The organism is Neorhizobium fuzhouense (genome assembly GCF_042611105.1).
Taxonomy (GTDB): Bacteria; Pseudomonadota; Alphaproteobacteria; order Rhizobiales; family Rhizobiaceae; genus Neorhizobium; species Neorhizobium galegae_A.
Genome location: NZ_JBHFFP010000009.1, coordinates 198,785 through 215,722 on the forward strand (window position 1 = coordinate 198,785; position 16,938 = coordinate 215,722).

A 16,938-nucleotide genomic window follows, 5' to 3' on the forward strand; every position below is an offset into this window, starting at 1 on the left:
CCGGCCTCACTTGTAATGCACCCGCTTCTCGATGAAGCGGAACTGGATGAAGGTGAAGAGCATGATCAGCCCGATCAGGATGATGCTCTGCGCCGAGGCGCCGGAATAGTTGAGACCCTGGAAGGCCTCATCGACGATGCGGTAGACCATCACCTCGGTGCCGTGGTTCGGACCGCCGCCGGTGACGGAGTGCACGATGCCGAACGTATCGGCGCCGACAAAACCTTCGGTCATCATGGTGACCAGCAGGAAGAACAGGGTCGGCGCGAGAAGCGGCACCTGCACGTCGATGGCGCGGCGGATGGGGCCGGCGCCGTCCATGGCAGCGGCTTCGCCCAGCGCCCGCGGGACCGATTGCAGGCCGGCGAGCAGGAAGATGAAGGTGTAGCCCGACCACTTCCAGATGAAGATGATGATGACGAGCGCCAGCGCATGGCTGCCGTATTTGGCCGGGTTCCACAGATCCGGCGACAGCGCATTGATGGAGGCGGCAAGCCCGCGCTCGGGCGACAGGATGAAGCGGAAGGCCATGCCGGCGGCAGGACCCGCAATGGCAAAGGGCAGGATGTAGAAGAAGCGGAAGAAACCGGAGCCCGGCAGCTGGCGATCAACCGCAAGCGCCAGTGTCAGTCCGATGAAGATGCAGAAGAACGGGCCGACCGTTGCAAAGATCAGGCTGACAACCACCGAGTTCCAGTAGAAGGGGTCAGACAGCGCCTCCCGGAAATTGGCAAACCCGACGAATTCCGCAGCACCGCCGAACGGCGGCTCCAGCGTGAAGGCCCAGTTCACCACGGCCGCGACCGGCCAGTAGAAGAACAGGAGGATCAGGACGAGCTGCGGCAGGGCAAACAGAACAGGCAGCCACCAGCTCTTGAAAACGGCGCGTTTTTCCATGAGTGGACCAATGCAAGACGATCAGCAGGAGAGGGGGAGCCGGCCGACGCGCGGCAGGCTCCCCCGATGACATGCGGCAGAAGGATTAGTTCAGCTTCTGGCCTGCATAGGTCTTTTCGAAGCGGCGCAGCACGGCATTGGAGCGCTCGGCGGCCTGGTCCAGTTCCTTCTGGACATCGGCGTTCTGCATGAAGATGGCTTCGAGGGCCGTCCCGACTTCCTTGCGGATCTGCGTGAAGCCGCCGAGGCGGATACCGCGGGTGTTTTCCGAGGTCGGCGTGTAGGTGAGGCTGGCGATGGCCAGTTCACGACCCTTGTAGGGGGCCTTGTCGTAGAAGCCGTTAGCCTTCATGGCGTCAAAGCCGGTCTTGGTGACCGGGATGTAGCCGGTGACCGTCGACCACCACTGAACCATCTCCGGCTGGCCGATGAAGTTGAGGAAAGCGGCAGCGCCCTTGTATTCGGCGTCCGGACGGCCGGCCATCACCCACAGCGAAGCACCGCCGACGAGCGAGTTCTTGCGCTCGGTGCCTTTCCAGACCGGCAGCATGGTGGCCTGCCACTTCACACCTTCCGGCAGCGTCTTGCCAACGGTGCCGTGGTCGGCAATCGAGGTCTGCATCATCTGGCAGGTCTGCGAGGTGAAGGCGGGCACGATATCCATGCCGAGCTGCTTGGTCTTGACGACGAACAGCTTCTCGTCCTGCATCTTCTTGAAGAATTTGACGTGATCGACGAACTTCGTCTTGTTGAAGACGACTTCGGCATCCAGACCCTGGTAGCCGTTGGCCTTGGTGGCGAGCGGCTGGTTATGGATGGCGGAGAACTGCTCCATGATCGCCCAGGTGTCGAAGTTGAAGCCGAGCGGGCACTCGTAGCCTGCAGCCTTCAGCTTGCGGGCGGCTTCTTCCACCTGTTCCCAGGTTTCCGGCTTGAAGGTGATGCCGGCCTTTTCGAAGGCGGTCTCGTTGTAATAGAACATCGCCGTGGAGGAATTGAACGGGAAGGACTGCAGCTCGCCGCCGGCCGTTGCGTAATAGTTGGCAATGCCGCCGAAATAGTTGTTCCAGTCGATCTTGTAGCCGTTGTCGGCCATCAGCTTCTTGGCGGGGATAAAGGCGCCCGACAGCATCAGGTCCAGCGTGCCGGCATCGTAGATCTGGGTGATGGCCGGCTGCTTCTTGGCGCGATAGGCGGCAATGGTGTTCTGCAGCGTGGCGTCATAGGCGTTCTGCGAGGTGCAGACGATTTCGTAATCGGCCTGCGAGTCGTTGAACTTCTTGCAGGCATCCTGAACGCGCTCGCCCAGATCGCCCGACAGGCCGTACCAGAATTCGAACTTGGTCTTTTCGGCAAAGGCCGGGGCAGCACCCAGCGTGGTGGCGGCCATCAGGCCGGCCAGAACGGTCTTCAAGGCAAAAATCTTCATCGCGAGTCCCTCGTTTCAGAAAAGTTTCCGGCGTCAGTCCCCCCGGAAATCGAGGGGCGGTTTAACGGGCATTTGTGATGGATCGAGCAACGTTCCGTGACTGTTACGTGAAGTTTTGACTGCTGTTTCATGACGATGGTTGATGGTGGCTTGCCGGGAATTGCGGCCAAAGCTGCATCTTTCACGCCATCGAGACTTGGTATGAGTGGCGGATTTGCTGCGCCATGGGGTAGAGTTGCCGGCGCGCCTATGCGAAAGATGACATAGACGAACATTCAAGGGGCAGGTCATCCGCACACCGCTTTCGACATTGCAGGCACGGCTAAACGGGCAGGGAATCGCGATTGCGGTTGCCGCCGTCCAGAGTTTCCTGCTGGCGGTGCTTCTCGTTCTGTCGACACCCGCAGCCGGAGACGACAGCGCCTCTCTCCTTGGCGCATCTTCGGCGCCGGTGCCGTCGCAGACGGCGTTTTTCGGAAAGCGCGATCCCGTCCGCGTCGTCCTTTCGGCGGATCTGCGCCTTTACGGCAAGGCCCGTGCCTGTGATCTGCCCGATGCAATCCTGCCCGGCGGTGCGTTTAGCCTTCGTCGCTGTGCAAACCCGGCGATCGGACCCGACGGGCAAAAGCGCCCGGTCCTTGCAGCCGCCCTTTCTCCCTACCAGCCGCGCGCGCCGCCGAGCGTTGCCACCTGATCCCATCGCCCGAAGGTTTTCCTTCGCCATCACGATCACCACGGCGCGCACGCACGACGGCTAGGCCTTATGCGTGCCGCGTCCTATGCTGGAAAAGACCCTGTGAGAAACTCAACATGGAAGGTGGTGACCTATCTGGTCATCATCCTGGTCGGGCTGCTCGTTGCCCTGCCGAATGTCCTGTCGGACAAAACCCTTGCCAGCTGGCCGTCCTTTCTGCCGAACCAGAAGGTGTCGCTCGGGCTTGACCTGCGCGGCGGCTCGCATTTGGTTCTGGAAGTGGACCGGCCCGCACTCGAAGACGAATGGCTGCAGACCCTGACGCAGGAGACGCGCGTGGCGCTGCGCGAAGCCGGCGTCGAAATACGGTCTGTGCAGCGGGAAAAAGCAGCCGTCGCTGTCACGCTTGCCGATGCACAGAAGCGCGAGGCGGCCCGCGCAGCACTTGCGGGCCTTTCCAACCCCGTGACCACGGGGCTGACGACCAGCCCGGATCTCACCATTGCCGACCGGGGTACGGACGCGCTGACGATCCGGCCGTCTGATGCCGGCATCACCCACCGCATGAGCAGCGCCGTCGAGCAAAGCCTTGAGATCATTCGCCAGCGTGTCGACCAGGTGGGGGTCGCCGAGCCGGCCATCCAGCGTGTCGGCGCCGACCGCGTGCTGGTGCAGCTGCCCGGCGAACAGGATCCCTCCAATCTGCGCGCGCTTCTCGGCTCTACCGCCAAGATGAGTTTTCACCTTCTTGGCCGTGAAGGCGAGCGAGGGGTGACGGTGCGCTCCGACGAGGAAGGCCAGGCGTATCCGGTCGAGGACCGGGTACTGCTCTCGGGCGACAGGCTGACGGATGCGCGCGTCGCCTTCGATCCCAACAATAACCAGCCGGTGGTGAGCTTCCGCTTCGACCAGACGGGTGCCACCCGCTTTGCCGACATCACCCGCCAGAATGTCGGACGGCCCTTCGCCATCGTGCTCGACGGCAAGGTCTTGAGCGCTCCGGTCATCCGCGAGCCGATCACCGGGGGCGCAGGCCAGATTTCTGGCGCGTTTTCCGTCTCGGATGCCAATACGCTGGCTGCCCTTCTGCGCGCCGGCGCGCTGCCGGCCAAGCTGACGGTGATCGAGGAGCGCACGGTCGGCGCCGATCTCGGCGGCGATGCGATCGAGCGCGGCATTACCTCCGGCCTCATCGGCTTTGCGCTGGTCGTCGGCTTTATCCTCGCCCTCTATGGCGGCTGGGGCATCCTTGCAGTCGTTGCCCTGACGCTGAACGTCATCCTTACCTTCGCCGGCCTCAGCCTCATCGGCGCAACGCTGACGCTGCCGGGCATTGCCGGCATCGTGCTCGGCATCGGCCTTGCGGTCGACGCCAACGTGCTGATCAACGAGCGCATCCGCGAGGAAAGCCGGAAGGGAAGGGGGGCGTTTGCCGCCATCGATCTCGGCTTCAACAAGGCCTATTCCACGATCATCGACAGCAATGTCACCGCCCTCATTGCCACCGTGCTGCTGTTCTGGTTCGGCTCGGGCCCGGTGCGCGGCTTTGCCGTCACCATGGGCCTTGGCATTGCCATTTCGATGTTCACGGCCGTCTCCGTCGTGCGTGTCGCCATGATTGCGATTGCCGCCCGCGCCAGGCTGAAGACGATCAACATCCGCCCGCTTCTGCCGCTCGGGCTTATCCGCGACGGCACCAGGATCGACTTCATGAAGGCGCGCATGGTGGGCATCGGCATCTCGGCCTTCCTGTCCATCTCGTCCATCGTCCTCTTCATCACGCCGGGCCTCAATTACGGCGTCGATTTCAAGGGCGGCATCCAGGTGGAGGTCTCGACCGGTGCGCCGGCGGATCTTTCGGCCTTCCGTTCCGGGATCGAGGGGCTGGGGCTTGGCGAGGTGGCGCTGCAGGAGTTTGGGGACCGCAACCATATTCTGGTGAGGCTCGAACGCCAGCCGGGACCGGAGACGGCCCAGACCGAGGCCATCGAGAAGCTGCGCAGCGCAGTCGTCACGATCGACCCAACCGCCAAGATCGAGCGGACGGAAGTCGTCGGGCCGAAGGTGAGCGGAGAGCTTGCAACCGCCGGCATCACGTCCGTGGTGCTCGCAAGCCTTGCCATGCTCATCTACATTTGGGTGCGCTTCGAATGGCCGTTTGCCGTCGGTGCGATTGTCACGCTCGTTCTCGATGTGACGAAGACCATCGGTTTCTTTGCGCTGACCGGGCTCGACTTCAACCTGACGGCAATTGCTGCCCTGCTGACGCTTGTCGGCTATTCCGTCAATGACAAGGTGGTGGTCTATGACCGCATGCGCGAAAACATGCGCCTCTACAAGACGATGCCGTTTCGCGACCTGATCAACCTGTCGATCAATGAAACGCTGGCGCGCAGCCTTTATACGTCCGCCACGGCCTTCCTGGCCATGGTACCCATGGCAATCTGGGGCGGCAGTGCGGTGGAAAGCTTTGCCGTTCCGATGGTGTTCGGCATCTTCATTGCCGCATCGTCGTCGGTCTTTATCGCCGCACCCATTCTGCTGTTCCTCGGCGATTGGCGCACCCGCCGCCGGGCTGCGGCAGGCGAGGCGGTTACGGCAAAAGCCTGACTGCGTCGCCATTGAACCGCTTACGGCAAATAACACACCATCGGCGCGCTACGTGCGCCGGTGGTCACTCCTCCACCTTGCCGGAACAGATGCCGATCTTTTCGCCATCGACTTTGATGAAGGTGATGCCGCCCTCTTCGAAGGCAAGGCGCAACTGGGCTTCGGTGGCGCGGTGGGCCTCGTGGCGGCTGCCTTCGTAATCGCGGATGGTGCTGCGCGACACGCCGGAGCGCTCGGCAAGATCGGCTTGCGTCCAGTCGAGCAGCCCGCGGGCCGCCCGACAGAGAGACGGGCTCAATAATATCATGGCCTTGGGTTGACCCATCGCAGCACGTTGCCCATATTGGTCGATATCAACCATATATGGCGTTTCCACGCCGATTGCTAGATGGGGCACTTTGCCCCTTGCAGTCTGACTTTAACGGCACAGAGAGGGATCTGGGGCATTGGGATAACGTTTGAGCCATTTCTTCTGGTCGTCCTTCTGGCTCTGCCGTTTCTCGGCAGCCTGGCAACAGGCTTGATCCTCAACACCACGTCGCGCGATCTTCCCGTCTTCGTGGCCGGTGCCGTGACGCTTCTGGCCGCACTTCTGACCGCAAGCTTTTATCCCGCGCTCGCCAACGGCAATGTCCTGCGGTTCGATGCGCAATGGCTGCCGCAGTTCGGCCTCAACTTCACGCTTCGGCTCGATGGATTTGCATGGATCTTTGCCATGCTGATCACCGCCATCGGCTTTCTCGTCGTCCTCTACGCCCGCTATTACATGTCGGAAGACGACCCTATCCCGCGCTTCTTCGCCTTCCTGCTCGCCTTCATGGGCGCCATGCTCGGCATCGTCATTTCCGGCAACATCATCCTCATCTCGGTGTTCTGGGAACTGACCAGCATCTTTTCCTTCCTGCTGATCAGCTACTGGCACAACAATTCCACCGCCCGCGACGGCGCCCGCATGGCGCTGACGATTACCGGCATCGGCGGCTTCTGCCTGCTGATCGGCATGCTGCTTCTCGGCAACATCGTCGGCAGCTATGATCTCGACAAGGTGCTGGCTTCCGGCGATGTCATCCGCAATCATGCGCTCTACCTGCCGGCGCTGATCTTCATCCTGCTCGGGGCGCTGACCAAGAGCGCGCAGTTTCCATTCCACTTCTGGCTTCCGAACGCCATGGCGGCACCCACGCCCGTGTCGGCCTTCCTGCATTCGGCAACGCTGGTGAAGGCCGGCGTATTTCTGCTCGTCAGGCTCTGGCCGGTGCTGTCGGGCACCTATGAATGGTTCTGGCTGGTGGGCCTTGCCGGCACGCTGACGCTTTTGCTCGGCGCCTATTTCGCCATGTTCCAGCGGGATCTGAAGGGGTTGCTCGCCTATTCGACGATCAGCCATCTCGGTCTCATCACCACGCTGCTCAGCCTCGGCAGTCCGCTTGCAACCGTCGCCGCCATCTTCCACATGCTGAACCATGCAACGTTCAAGGCCTCGCTGTTCATGGCCGCCGGCATCATCGACCACGAGACCGGCACGCGCGACATGCGACGCCTGAGCGGGCTCTTCCGCTTCCTGCCGATTACTGCCACGCTTGCCATGGTGGCCAGCGCCTCGATGGCCGGCGTGCCGCTCCTCAACGGCTTCCTGTCGAAGGAAATGTTCTTTGCCGAAGCGGTGGAAACCCATGCGGATTCCATCCTCGACCGGGCGCTTCCCTATATCGCCACCCTTGCAGGCGCCTTCAGCGTCACCTATTCGCTGCGCTTCATCCACACCGTGTTTTTCGGGCCGAAGCCCACCGATCTTCCCATTGCTACGCCGCATGAACCGCCGCACTGGATGCGCTTCCCCATCGAATTTCTGGTGATCGTCTGCCTCGTGGTCGGCGTCGTGCCGGCCTATTCGATCGGGCCTTTCCTGCAGATGGCGGTGGAAAGCGTGCTGGGCAGCCGGACGCCGGAATACAGCCTTTCGATCTGGCACGGCTTCAACCTGCCACTGCTGATGAGCATCCTGGCTTTGGCGGGGGGCGCGCTGCTCTACATCCTGCTACGTGGCTATTTTGCCCGCTGCGAAGACGGGCCGCCGTTCCTGCGCAATCTGCGCGGCCAGCGCATCTTCGAGCGTGTTCTGGTGACTGTCTCCTGGCGCTGGGCGCGGCTTGCCGAAAGCCGGATGGGCACGCGCAATCTGCAGCCACAGCTGCGCTGGGTTGTCGCCTGCGGTTTCCTGGCGGGTCTTCTGCCGCTTTACGTGTCCGGTTTCGAAGCCCGCATGTTCACCTTTTCCGGCATCGATCCGGCCTTTGCGGCAATGTGGGCCATCGGCATGGCGCTGTCGCTTGCGGCCGCCTATATGGCCAAGTATCATCGCCTCGCCGCCCTTGTCATGCTGGGGGGCGTCGGTCTCATCGTCTGCATCACCTTCGTGTGGCTGTCGGCGCCAGATCTGGCGATTACCCAGCTTCTGGTGGAAATCGTCACCACCGTTCTCATCCTTCTCGGCCTGCGCTGGCTTCCCAAGCGCAATCCGGACATGGGCGCCTTCATCTCGCTGCGCGGCCGGTTCCGGCGCTTCCGCGATCTGGTGCTGGCGATTGCCTGCGGCGTCGGCATGTCCTTCGTCGCCTTTGCCGTCATGACCATGCCGGTGCCGGATACGATCGCTACCTATTTCCTCGACAATGCCTATGAGCAGGGCGGCGGACGCAATGTCGTCAACGTCATTCTGGTGGATTTTCGCGGCTTCGACACGCTGGGCGAAATCGCCGTTCTCGGTGTGGTGGCGCTGACCGTCTTTGCCCTGCTGCGCCGTTTCCGCCCGGCCTCCGACAGTCTCGACATGCCCGAGCAGCAGCGCATCCAGAACCGGTTCGACGAGGAACGGCCGGAGCGCGCCCCGGGAGATACCGTGCGCGATTATCTGGCCGTGCCGTCGCTCATCATGCAATGGCTGTTTCCGGTCATCATCACCTTTGCCGTCTATATCTTCATGCGCGGGCACGACATGCCGGGCGGCGGATTTTCGGCGGGCCTGACCATGTCGATTGCCTTCCTGTTGCAATATCTGGCCGGCGGCACGCGCTGGGCTGAGGACCGGCTGCGGATCCTGCCGCTGCGCTGGATGGGTGGTGGCCTTTTGACCGCGCTTGCGACAGGGGTGGGCGCCTGGTTCCTCGGCTATCCGTTCCTCACCTCGCACTTCCGCTATGTCGAGCTGCCGCTCATCGGCAAGATGCCGGCGGCGACCGCGCTTCTGTTTGATCTCGGCGTGTTTTCGCTGGTTGTCGGCTCCACGGTGCTGATCCTGGTGGCGCTTGCCCACCAGTCGGTGCGCATCCGGCGCGTGCGCAGCCATGATGCCGCCAAAACGGAGGAAAGCTGATGGAACTCGTGCTGTCCATTGCCATCGGCGTCATGACCGGCTGCGGCGTCTGGCTGATCCTTCGCCCGCGCACCTATCAGGTCATCGTCGGCCTGTCGCTTCTGTCCTATGCCGTCAACCTGTTCATCTTCGGGGTCGGCGGGGTGAAGAGCAATCTTCCACCCATCCTGGGCGGTGGGGTGGTCTCATCGACGCTCTCCGATCCGGTGCCGCAGGCGCTGGTGCTGACGGCCATCGTCATCGGCTTTGCCACCACGGCGCTGTTTCTCGTCGTGCTGCTTGCCTCGCGGGGGCTGACGGGCAACGACCATGTCGACGGGAGGAATGAGCGTAAATGAACGGCTGGGAACACCATCTCATCATTGCGCCGATCCTGGTGCCCATGATGGCCGCCGCTCTGCTGCTGTTCTTCGACGAGCGCCGGCGCGTGACGAAGGCGATGATCAGCCTGGCCTCGACGATCATCCTCGGCATGATCGCCGTCATCCTGTTTCGCATCGAAAGCGGCCCCAACGATTTCGAAGGCGTCTATCTGCTGGGCAACTGGGCGGCTCCCTTCGGGATCGTGCTGGTGCTTGACGGCCTTTCGGCGCTGATGCTGCTCCTGGCGGCACTTCTGGCCCTTGCGACGCTGGTCTTTTCGCTTGCCCGCTGGCACTCGGTCGGCGCCCATTTCCACAGCATGTTCCAGCTCTTGCTGATGGGGCTGAACGGTGCCTTCCTCACCGGTGACCTGTTCAATCTCTTCGTCTTCTTCGAGGTGATGCTGGCCGCCTCCTATGGTCTGCTGCTGCATGGCTCAGGACCGCTGCGCGTCAAGGCGGGGATGCATTACATCGCCGTCAACCTGGTCGCGGCCTTGTTCTTCCTCATCGGTGTCAGTCTCATCTACGGCACGACAGGCACGCTCAACATGGCCGATCTTGCTGCGCGCATTCCGCAGATCGAGCCGGACCGGCTGATGCTGATGGAGGCGGGCGCGGGCGTTCTCGGCGTGGCTTTCCTCATCAAGGCCGGCATGTGGCCGCTCTGCTTCTGGCTGCCGACGGCCTATAGTGCCGCCTCCGCACCGGTTGCCGGCATGTTCGCCATTCTGAGCAAGCTCGGCATCTATGTCATCCTGCGGCTCACCATGCTGCTCTTCGGCGAAGGCCCGTCGGCCGGCTTCGGCGCGACCGTTCTGCTCTGGGGCGGCACGGCGACCCTCATCTTCGGCACGATCGGCGTCTTGGCGTCGCAGGCGCTCGGCCGCATGGCCGGATATTCCGTGCTGGTCTCGTCAGGCACGATGCTGATGGTGCTTGGCATCAATGATGGCGCCATCTCGTCGGGCGCGCTGCTCTATCTCGTCAGCTCCACCTTCACCATCAGCGCCTTCTTCATGCTGATCGAACTGGTGGAGCGCGGACAGGATGCCGGCGCAAACGTTCTGGCCGTCACCATGGAGGCCTATGGCGATGGTGACGAAGACCGGCTGGACGAGGGCGAAGGCGTGACAATGCCCGGCACGATGGCCATTCTGGGCACCTGCTTTGCCGCCTGCGGCATTCTTCTTGCCGGCCTGCCGCCACTCTCCGGCTTCATCGCCAAATTCGCCATGCTGTCTGCCATGATGGGAACCGGTGCCATCGGCGTGCCGCCGACGCCGGCGGTTTGGATGCTCTGCGTGCTGGTCATCCTGTCGGGAGTTGCGGCTCTGATTGCCATGAGCCGTGTCGGCATCCGCACCTTCTGGAGTTCGCTGGAAGGCGTGGTGCCGCGGGTGCTGGTGATCGAGTTGGTGCCGGTGATGTTTCTGCTGTCGCTGACGCTTGCCTTGTCGGTGCAGGCGGGTCCGGCCATGCAATACATGGATACGACCATCCGAACGCTTTCAAATCCGGCCGTCTATATCGATGCGGTGCACAACGCCGCAACGGTGGAGGGCTGGAAGGAACGCGCGGCCAGAAGCGCGGAGGGCCAATGATGCTGCCTTACCCGATCCTGGCCGTCTGCCTGCTTCTGATGTGGCTTATGCTCAACGGCTTCAGCTGGGGACAGCTGGTTCTCGGCGCGCTCGTCGCGCTCTTTGCCTCCTGGGCGCTTGCCTCGCTTCGTCCGGATAAGCCGAAGCTGCGCAAATGGTGGCTTATTCCGAAACTTGTCACTGTCGTCTTCGTCGATATCCTGCGCTCGAACCTTGCCGTTGCAACGCTGATCCTGAAGGGCAAGCGCCGGCCGCACACCTCTGGCTTCCTGCTTTTGCCGCTGGAGATCGAAAACAAGACGGCGTTGGCGCTTCTCGCCATTATCCTCACCAGCACGCCCGGCTCAGCCTGGCTGGAATATGACAGCCGCGACCGCACCGTGCTTCTGCATGTGCTCGACCTCATTGACGAAGAGCAGTGGATCGCAACGATCAAGCACCGCTACGAGGCCCTGTTGCTGGAGATTTTCGCATGAGCGCCGTGATCCTTCTCACTGCCATTTCCATCGCCCAGCTGCTCATTGCACTTGCCATGGCGATTGCCTCGGTGCGCATGTTCCGGGGACCCCGCGCGCAGGACCGCATCATCGGCCTCGACACGCTCTATATCAATGCCATGCTGATGCTCGTCACCTTCGGCATTGGAACCGGCAGCACCATCTATTTCGAGGCAGCGCTGGTCATCGGGATGCTGGGCTTTGTCGCAACCGTTGCCCTTGCCAAATTCCTCATGCGCGGGGAGGTGATCGAATGATCCAGCCCGTCTCGGACCTGCCGCTCTGGGCAGCCATCGTGGTGGCGGCCTTCCTGATCTTCGGATCGGCCTTGGCTCTCATCGGCGCCATCGGCTTCCTGCGGCTGCCGACCTTCTATGAACGCCTGCACGCGCCGACGCTTGGCACGAGCTGGGGTGTCGGCGGCATCATGCTGGCTTCCATGGTGTATTTCTCCGTTTCGTCGTCACGGCCTGTTCTGCACGAAATCCTCATCGGCCTGTTCGTGACCGTGACGACGCCGATCACCTTCATGCTTCTGGCGCGCGCCGCCCTTCACCGCGACCGGGCGGAAAGCAACGGCAACGTGCCGGAAAAGCACCAGCATGATCTGGAAGATGTCGAGGCGATCAAAGGAAACGCCGAGGAGAGTTGATGCCGAGTCCATTCCGGACATTCGGCACCCGCGCTCGTCCAGGGCGTTTCAGCGCAACAGCGTCGTGCGGATCTTGTTGAGCGCCGTCTCGTCATCGGATCCGTAGGGGATCATGCCCTTCAGGCGGCCATCTGCGCCCACCATCAAGAGCGATGTCGTATGGCTCATGTGATAGTCGCTGTCATCGCCATAGGATCGTTCCGCGTGGATCATCCAGCCGGCGGTCACCTTTTTCATTTCCGCATCGGGGCCGGTAATCCCGGTGATGCGGTCGGTGATGGAGGTGACATAGTCATGCATGACCTGCGGGCTGTCGCGCGCCGGATCGATGGTGAAGAAATAGGCGCCGAGCTTTTCTCCTTCCGGGCCCAGCTGCTTCAGCCAGCCCGCCACTTCAAACAGCGTGGTCGGGCACACTTCCGGGCAATGGGTATAGCCGAAATAGACGAGCGCCGGCCCCCGCTTGAAGAGGGTTTCATCGACCGGGTTGCCCCGGTCGTCGACCAGCGAAAACGCCGCGTGAAAGGGGCCGGGACGGGCACGGGCGCTATCGGCCGATACCCAGACCATGACGGCAACCAGCGCGGCAACAAAGATGCTGGCAAGACCAAGTGCTGCCAGCGAAAGCGGTGCGCGGCTCATTTTCCATGGTCCTTATGCGCATCGTGGCCGCCCGCTTCGCCGCCTGCCTTGTCACCACCGGCCGGTCCGACAACGAATTCCACCTCGACCGGGCCTGCCTTTTCAAAATTGAGCGTGGCCTTGATCATTTCGCCTTCCTTGAACGGCTGGGTGACGTTGGTGAACATCACGTGATAGCTGGCGGGCTTCAGCTCCACCGTTTCATGGGCCGGCACGGCAAGACCGTTGGGCAGCGGGCGCATTTCCATGATGGCGCCCTCCATCTTCATCTCGTGGATCTGGACGTCGGGCGAACGATCGGAGGTGACGCTCACCAGCCGGTCTGCCGTGTCGCCAGTGTTGACGATTTTGAAATAGCCGCCACCCACCTTGGCGCCCGGCAGCATGGCGCGGGAATAGGGGTGGCCGATCTCCAGCGGGCCGACCTTGAAGCCATGGGCGGACGCGCCCTGCGCGACGAGGAGAAACAAGGCGGTGCAGGCGGCTGCGATCTGTCTTTTCATGATACTGTTCCTGTCTTCTCTTGAAGGGTCAAATAGCGGGTGTGACGGTTTTCGGGTAGGGCCGCCGGGTGCTTTGCCGCCGGCGACCCAAAGGATTTCAGCCGATGGCGCGCTTCAGCGGTTTCAGATGTCTGAGGATCAGCAGATCGGCGGCGATGACGGTGACAAGAACCGCGCCGGAAAGCGGAAAGAGAACCGACAGCGCCAGCATCACCAGCGCGCCGCCCTTCCAGAGCGGGCCTGGCTCGGTGACCGTTGGCGCCATCAGGCGAAGGCCGGCGCGCCTCGGGCGCCTTTTCCACCACATCACCACGCCGCTTACCGACAGAAACAGGATGGAAAGGCAAAACAGGGTGTTGAGCGCGATATTCCAGACGCCCATGTCGCCCTCATGAAGCGCGACGCCGACGGCCATGGCCTTCCCGGCTACGCCGTAATCGGCAAAGCCGATGTCGGCAAGGATCCGGCCGGTGTAGCGATCGACATGCACGGTGCGATCCGACAGCGGATCGCTGCTGTCATTGCTCATCGTGTCGCGGGCGATCGTCCAGACGCCTGTTTCGCCGCCGGGGAAGGACAGCTGGAACCGTTGGTCAAAGCCCAGCCTGCGGGCAAGCGCGACCACGCCGTCGAGGTCGACCGGATGACCTTGCGCAATCCCGGTCACGCCGGCGCTGGAACCGGAGGCCGGCATCGGCGTCTGCTCCAGCGCCCAGGGCACGTTTTTCACGCCGTCATGGTTCATGCTGGCGTGCGTCGCATCGGACAACGGCACGTTGTCCCACTTTTCAGCCGGGAAGGTGCTCCAGGCCTGGGTGAATTTTTCGCCCCAGATGCCGGCCCAGGTAAGGCCGGACAGAAGGAAGGCGAGAAGGATGATGCTGGCGTAGAACCCGACTGTCATATGCAGCGATTTCCATAGGGCTCGGCCCCGCGTCGCAAGCTGCGGCACAAGAACGGAGCGCCAGCCGGTGTCGCGGGGCCACCAGAGGTAAAGGCCGGTCACCACCAGCATCACGGCAAAGCCCGCGGCGATTTCGATCAGCCGGTCGCCAAGCGTTCCGATCAGCAGCGTGCCGTGAATGGTATCGGCCAGATCGTAAAGGGCGGTGCGGCGCTGCCACTGGCCAAGCGCCACGCCGCGATAGGGATCGACCGCCACCATGATCGATTGCGACCCGCTGTTGACGCGGAAGAGGGCGGCCTGATCGTCGGTGCGCGGTGCGATATACTGTTTCAGGACACCGTCCGGCACGACGGCGAGCGCGGCCTGGGCCTGTTGCGAGACGGCGAGCGTTTGCGAAAGCGGTGCAACGGAATAGAGATTTTCGCCGTCGCGGCCAGCAAGCACCGAAGACCACAGCATGATGAGGCCGGTCACGGCCAGCATCGCAAGGAAAGGGGCGACGTAAAGCCCCGCGTAGAAATGCCAGCGCCAGGCGGTGATGTAGAAGCGGCGCTGGAAGCCGGCGGCCGGTTTTGCGTCGATCGTGTGGGTCACGGTGCTCATCGCGAAGCCGCCTTGCAGATGGGGGTCGCGACAAAGGCCACGCGTGAACGCAGCGTCGCAGCGAGGGGCTGCTCCGGAGCACAGGGCAGGAAGAAGTGGAACATGGGAGATATCCGAACTGCGCGCCGGGATGCCGCAGGGGGCAGTGTTGAGCCGGCGCTGGCTGAAGGATCCCGCAGCCCGACAAGGGCGCGAGGGTTTCAGGCAATCAGGCCGGAAGGCGGGGCGCGGGGGCCGGTGTTGGGCGGAAACAACTGCCGGTAATGTGCTTCGGAGCGCTTTGGCAGAACGGTATTGCGCACACGCTCAACCGTTGCGAACGCAACGAGGGCAGGGGCCGGCAGGATGACGGAGGCATTGAGGCGGCAGGCCTCGCAGCCGGTGCTGCGACCCTCATCATGAGGATGCGCCTTGCCGTCGTCGTGACTGGTGACGCAAAGGACGGGCAGCGTGCCATCCGGCAGCACATAGGCGGCGATCTCTGTCAGCGGGATCCCCGCCGTCGCAATGACGGGAGGCTTGTGGACAAGGCCGAGGCACAGCAAGGCAAGCGCACACATGATGCGCACCATCCCAGCCATGGAAATAGACCTCGTCATGCCTGTCGTCGCTTGCCTCTTCGCGCCTTCCCTGGAACACAGGCTTACACGCCGTCCCGCCAACCGGCAATGCGTCAATTTTGCTCATCCCGTCTGAGCCTCAAGGCGCGCAGACCGGCACGCTTTGATGTCGCTCGGCGCGACAGGACTTGCGCTGGCGCGTTTCGGCGTGTTTAAAGGTGAAAATAAATTCATAATATGAATTTTGGCGATCGGAAACCGCAAGACGGGGTGTCGGGGGGCGGTATGGACAAGATGCCATTGGCGAAAGAGGAACCGCGCAAGGCACGGCTTGCCGAAGCCGTGATCGCGCAGCTGCGCCTCGATATTGCCGACGGGCGTCTGGCCGCCGGCGCGCAACTGCCGACCGAGCCTGGGCTGATTGAACGGTTTGGCGTGAGCCGCACCGTGATCCGCGAGGCGCTGGCCGAGTTGCGGGCGGCGGGTCTCATCAAGGCGGAGCAGGGGCGCGGCGTTTTCGTCTGCGACACGGCGCCTGGCAACGAGCCGTTTCTGAGCCCGGAAGACCAGGGGTCCATTCCAAAGACGCTGGAAATGCTGGAACTTCGCGTCGGGATCGAGACGGAAAGTGCAGCACTTGCGGCCGTGCGCCGCTCGTCGGCGCAGGAGTTCGAGATCCGGGCCAGCAATGACGAGATGGCAGATCTGGTGGCGGCCAAGGCATCCGCCTCTCAGGCGGATTACGATTTCCACCTCGCCATCGCCCGCGCCACCAACAACAGTTTCTATGTCAATGCCATGGTGCGCTTCGGCCTTGCCGCCATTCCGCGTGCCAATCTGCCCAACCTCGCCTCCTCGCATAGCGAGGCCTATCTGGGGCAGGTGGTGGAGGAGCACGCGCGAATTGCCGATGCAATCTCGGCGCAAGAGCCCGAGGCGGCCCGCGCGGCGATGCGCCGGCACCTGGAAGGCTCGCAGGAACGCTACCGCGCCATTGCCCGCGCGCTGCGCCCAAAGGGTGGCGGAACGGCGTAACGCGTCTCGCTTCGTTCGGAGACTTGCACAAGTCATATGATGATTATATGACTTGTCATAGGCCGCAGCTGGCTCTGCCGCTTGAGTGATCGGACGGTCAGGGTGCGCCTCAAGTTGTCTGTCCCGGAGATCCTGTCAGGAGTTCCGGCATCCGATTGAGGCGGGCCGACAGCCGCATGCCTACCGTTCGGCCCCCGGGGCCGGGCGAAGACCGAAGGAGTGGAGGCCTTCGGGAACAAGATTGCCGGCATGAAGAGGCCGTACAAAGGAGGAGGGTGTCATGGCATGGGTCACACGAAGACATTTTTCGAAAGGTCCAGCGGCAAAGGGTGCCCTGTCGGGCCCGGCCGACAGACGTTGCGCGCTGCAACGGGCAGGAGCCCGTCGGGCAAAGGCTGCTACGCGCAGAGCCGGGCGCGTGAGCACCGCGTGCTTTCGGATGGATGAGCGCTGCCTTTCTGGAAAGCTGAGCCTGGCGCCCGCGTCCATCGTCGCGCGCGCCCGCTGAAACCGATCGGCATCTGCCGGCAAGGCCATTTTTCAGTGCCTGCAGATATCGGCAACGCTTGC

16 protein-coding genes are annotated in these 16,938 nt (G+C 62.8%); 9 read left to right on the plus strand and 7 right to left on the minus strand.

The window, feature by feature from the left end:
- Positions 1-6: 6 nt before the first annotated feature.
- Together ACEXP3_RS17065 and ACEXP3_RS17070 are read right to left on the minus strand one after the other, a co-directional pair.
- Positions 7-897, minus strand: coding sequence for a carbohydrate ABC transporter permease (locus ACEXP3_RS17065; RefSeq protein ID WP_210106529.1), 891 nt, complete (start codon positions 895-897; stop codon positions 7-9).
- Positions 898-982: 85 nt separating this feature from the next.
- A complete protein-coding gene (locus tag ACEXP3_RS17070) occupies positions 983-2,326 on the minus strand; it encodes an extracellular solute-binding protein (RefSeq protein WP_377298349.1) in 1,344 nt (447 codons plus the stop codon).
- A gap of 310 nt (positions 2,327-2,636) precedes the next feature.
- On the opposite strand from ACEXP3_RS17070, the gene ACEXP3_RS17075 reads away from it, so the two are divergent.
- Both ACEXP3_RS17075 and secD read left to right on the plus strand, forming a co-directional pair.
- Positions 2,637-3,020: a hypothetical protein gene (locus ACEXP3_RS17075; RefSeq protein WP_377298350.1), complete on the plus strand. Its 384-nt coding sequence runs from the start codon at positions 2,637-2,639 to the stop codon at positions 3,018-3,020.
- A 102-nt stretch (positions 3,021-3,122) separates the two neighbouring features.
- Positions 3,123-5,630, plus strand: coding sequence for a protein translocase subunit SecD (secD, locus tag ACEXP3_RS17080; protein ID WP_377298351.1), 2,508 nt, complete (start codon positions 3,123-3,125; stop codon positions 5,628-5,630).
- A gap of 64 nt (positions 5,631-5,694) precedes the next feature.
- Here the strand turns inward: secD and ACEXP3_RS17085 are convergent, their stop codons facing one another.
- A complete protein-coding gene (locus tag ACEXP3_RS17085; protein WP_377298379.1) occupies positions 5,695-5,955 on the minus strand; it encodes a helix-turn-helix domain-containing protein in 261 nt (86 codons plus the stop codon).
- 126 nt (positions 5,956-6,081) lie between these two features.
- Here ACEXP3_RS17085 and ACEXP3_RS17090 point away from each other — a divergent pair, with 126 nt between their 5' ends.
- From ACEXP3_RS17090 to mnhG, 6 genes are read left to right on the plus strand one after another with little or no spacing between them, the layout of a single operon-like run.
- Entirely contained in the window at positions 6,082-9,003 is a 2,922-nt protein-coding gene (locus ACEXP3_RS17090) for a monovalent cation/H+ antiporter subunit A (RefSeq protein ID WP_377298380.1), read from the plus strand.
- Positions 9,003-9,341, plus strand: coding sequence for a Na+/H+ antiporter subunit C (locus ACEXP3_RS17095; RefSeq protein ID WP_377298352.1), 339 nt, complete (start codon positions 9,003-9,005; stop codon positions 9,339-9,341). The genes ACEXP3_RS17090 and ACEXP3_RS17095 overlap by 1 nt, the downstream gene beginning before the upstream one ends.
- Complete coding sequence (locus ACEXP3_RS17100) at positions 9,338-10,969, plus strand: monovalent cation/H+ antiporter subunit D (protein ID WP_377298353.1); 1,632 nt, start codon at positions 9,338-9,340, stop codon at positions 10,967-10,969. The genes ACEXP3_RS17095 and ACEXP3_RS17100 overlap by 4 nt, the downstream gene beginning before the upstream one ends.
- Entirely contained in the window at positions 10,969-11,445 is a 477-nt protein-coding gene (locus ACEXP3_RS17105) for a Na+/H+ antiporter subunit E (protein WP_210106566.1), read from the plus strand. The genes ACEXP3_RS17100 and ACEXP3_RS17105 overlap by 1 nt, the downstream gene beginning before the upstream one ends.
- Positions 11,442-11,723: a K+/H+ antiporter subunit F gene (locus ACEXP3_RS17110; protein ID WP_210106522.1), complete on the plus strand. Its 282-nt coding sequence runs from the start codon at positions 11,442-11,444 to the stop codon at positions 11,721-11,723. The genes ACEXP3_RS17105 and ACEXP3_RS17110 overlap by 4 nt, the downstream gene beginning before the upstream one ends.
- The gene (mnhG, locus tag ACEXP3_RS17115) at positions 11,720-12,118 is read left to right on the plus strand and encodes a monovalent cation/H(+) antiporter subunit G (RefSeq protein WP_377298354.1); all 399 of its coding nucleotides are present in this window, start codon (positions 11,720-11,722) and stop codon (positions 12,116-12,118) included. The genes ACEXP3_RS17110 and mnhG overlap by 4 nt, the downstream gene beginning before the upstream one ends.
- A 48-nt stretch (positions 12,119-12,166) precedes the next feature.
- On the opposite strand, the gene ACEXP3_RS17120 is transcribed toward mnhG, so the two are convergent.
- The 4 genes from ACEXP3_RS17120 to ACEXP3_RS17135 form a co-directional block, all read right to left on the minus strand.
- Positions 12,167-12,760: an SCO family protein gene (locus ACEXP3_RS17120; RefSeq protein ID WP_377298355.1), complete on the minus strand. Its 594-nt coding sequence runs from the start codon at positions 12,758-12,760 to the stop codon at positions 12,167-12,169.
- Positions 12,757-13,263 carry a copper chaperone PCu(A)C gene (locus ACEXP3_RS17125; protein WP_377298356.1) on the minus strand — a complete coding sequence of 169 codons (507 nt, stop codon included), beginning with the start codon at positions 13,261-13,263 and terminating at the stop codon, positions 12,757-12,759. The genes ACEXP3_RS17120 and ACEXP3_RS17125 overlap by 4 nt, the downstream gene beginning before the upstream one ends.
- 97 nt (positions 13,264-13,360) lie before the next feature.
- On the minus strand, positions 13,361-14,773 hold the full coding sequence (locus ACEXP3_RS17130) for a PepSY-associated TM helix domain-containing protein (RefSeq protein ID WP_377298357.1): 1,413 nt from the start codon (positions 14,771-14,773) through the stop codon (positions 13,361-13,363).
- 200 nt (positions 14,774-14,973) lie between these two features.
- Positions 14,974-15,354 carry a hypothetical protein gene (locus ACEXP3_RS17135; protein WP_245366734.1) on the minus strand — a complete coding sequence of 127 codons (381 nt, stop codon included), beginning with the start codon at positions 15,352-15,354 and terminating at the stop codon, positions 14,974-14,976.
- 264 nt (positions 15,355-15,618) lie between these two features.
- Between ACEXP3_RS17135 and ACEXP3_RS17140 the strand changes: the two genes are divergently transcribed.
- Positions 15,619-16,368, plus strand: coding sequence for a FadR/GntR family transcriptional regulator (locus tag ACEXP3_RS17140; protein ID WP_377298358.1), 750 nt, complete (start codon positions 15,619-15,621; stop codon positions 16,366-16,368).
- The last annotated feature ends 570 nt before the right edge of the window (positions 16,369-16,938 follow it).

Excerpts from the sequence above, each read along its gene's own strand:
- ACEXP3_RS17065 (WP_210106529.1), bottom strand. The coding sequence starts at position 897 with ATGGAAAAACGCGCCGTTTTCAAGAGCTGGTGGCTGCCTGTTCTGTTT.
- ACEXP3_RS17070 (WP_377298349.1), bottom strand. The coding sequence starts at position 2,326 with ATGAAGATTTTTGCCTTGAAGACCGTTCTGGCCGGCCTGATGGCCGCC.
- ACEXP3_RS17085 (WP_377298379.1), bottom strand. The coding sequence starts at position 5,955 with ATGGGTCAACCCAAGGCCATGATATTATTGAGCCCGTCTCTCTGTCGG.
- ACEXP3_RS17095 (WP_377298352.1), top strand. The coding sequence starts at position 9,003 with ATGGAACTCGTGCTGTCCATTGCCATCGGCGTCATGACCGGCTGCGGC.
- ACEXP3_RS17100 (WP_377298353.1), top strand. The coding sequence starts at position 9,338 with ATGAACGGCTGGGAACACCATCTCATCATTGCGCCGATCCTGGTGCCC.
- ACEXP3_RS17105 (WP_210106566.1), top strand. The coding sequence starts at position 10,969 with ATGCTGCCTTACCCGATCCTGGCCGTCTGCCTGCTTCTGATGTGGCTT.
- ACEXP3_RS17110 (WP_210106522.1), top strand. The coding sequence starts at position 11,442 with ATGAGCGCCGTGATCCTTCTCACTGCCATTTCCATCGCCCAGCTGCTC.
- mnhG (WP_377298354.1), top strand. The coding sequence starts at position 11,720 with ATGATCCAGCCCGTCTCGGACCTGCCGCTCTGGGCAGCCATCGTGGTG.
- ACEXP3_RS17120 (WP_377298355.1), bottom strand. The coding sequence starts at position 12,760 with ATGAGCCGCGCACCGCTTTCGCTGGCAGCACTTGGTCTTGCCAGCATC.
- ACEXP3_RS17125 (WP_377298356.1), bottom strand. The coding sequence starts at position 13,263 with ATGAAAAGACAGATCGCAGCCGCCTGCACCGCCTTGTTTCTCCTCGTC.
- ACEXP3_RS17130 (WP_377298357.1), bottom strand. The coding sequence starts at position 14,773 with ATGAGCACCGTGACCCACACGATCGACGCAAAACCGGCCGCCGGCTTC.
- ACEXP3_RS17135 (WP_245366734.1), bottom strand. The coding sequence starts at position 15,354 with ATGGCTGGGATGGTGCGCATCATGTGTGCGCTTGCCTTGCTGTGCCTC.
- ACEXP3_RS17140 (WP_377298358.1), top strand. The coding sequence starts at position 15,619 with ATGGACAAGATGCCATTGGCGAAAGAGGAACCGCGCAAGGCACGGCTT.